This is a genomic window from Bartonella sp. MR30HLJHH, from assembly GCF_042194195.1.
Classification (GTDB): Bacteria; Pseudomonadota; Alphaproteobacteria; order Rhizobiales; family Rhizobiaceae; genus Bartonella; species Bartonella grahamii.
Map to the genome: position 1 here is coordinate 1 of NZ_JBHIMO010000093.1, position 861 is coordinate 861.

Consider the following 861-nt stretch of genomic DNA (forward strand, 5'->3'; position numbering starts at 1 on the left):
CATAAAAAAAGCTCCGCAAAAAGCAGAGCTGGATTAAAAAATTGACATCTTTCTCATTCGGAAAGATAGCTTGGTTAAGCTTCATGTCGCTTTTTCATTGGAACAAAAGAATGTATTTGACATTGTAATAATTGTATCTTATAAGTTACAAATGTTTACAGTATACAAAACAGAGCATTTTATAAAATGGCTAGATTCTTTAAAAGATGAGATTGCGCAAGCGCATATTGTTAAACGGATAGCAAGAATAGAAACGGGATTTCTTGGAAATGTAAAATTTTTCCGTGGAATTGGAGAGTTAAAAATACATCATGGTCCTGGCTATAGAATCTATTTTGTAAAACAAGGTAAACAAATCATTTTGTTATTAAATGCGGGTGATAAATCTACACAACAAAAAGATATCGAAAAAGCTCTTCAATTAGTAAAGGAAATGAAACATGGAAATTACTAAATTTGACACAAGTGAATATTTCAAGACACCTGAGACACAAAAGATTCTTTTAGAAGATGCTCTTGAAAGCAAAGATAGTAAGTATCTTGCCCATGCTCTTGGTATAATAGCGAAAAACCAAGGAATGAGTAAAATCGCCCAAAATACAGGGCTATCAAGAGAGTCTCTTTATCGTTCTTTAAGTGATAAAGGCGACCCACGGCTTTCTACTTTTCTCAGTGTTTTGAGTGCTTTAAATTTGCAGATTAGCTTAACGCCTATCCAAAATAATTGTAAGGAAAAAGCAGCTTTAGAAGAAGCATCTTGACTACCTCCCCACCTTTAAAGATGGGGAAGGGAGGTATTTAAGCAATCATTTTTAATGAGGGGCTCTACATCTGGTTTATAACCTATCATGTATCCTCTTC

General features: G+C 33.9%; 2 protein-coding genes. Both read left to right on the plus strand.

What is annotated here, in order from left to right; all coding sequences use genetic code 11:
• The first annotated feature begins 151 nt into the window (after nucleotides 1–151).
• Nucleotides 152–454, plus strand: a complete 303-nt coding sequence (locus ACFIKR_RS09500; protein ID WP_212113015.1) for a type II toxin-antitoxin system RelE/ParE family toxin — start codon at nucleotides 152–154, stop codon at nucleotides 452–454.
• On the plus strand, nucleotides 441–761 hold the full coding sequence (locus tag ACFIKR_RS09505; protein WP_375659665.1) for an addiction module antidote protein: 321 nt from the start codon (nucleotides 441–443) through the stop codon (nucleotides 759–761). The genes ACFIKR_RS09500 and ACFIKR_RS09505 overlap by 14 nt, the downstream gene beginning before the upstream one ends.
• The last annotated feature ends 100 nt before the right edge of the window (nucleotides 762–861 follow it).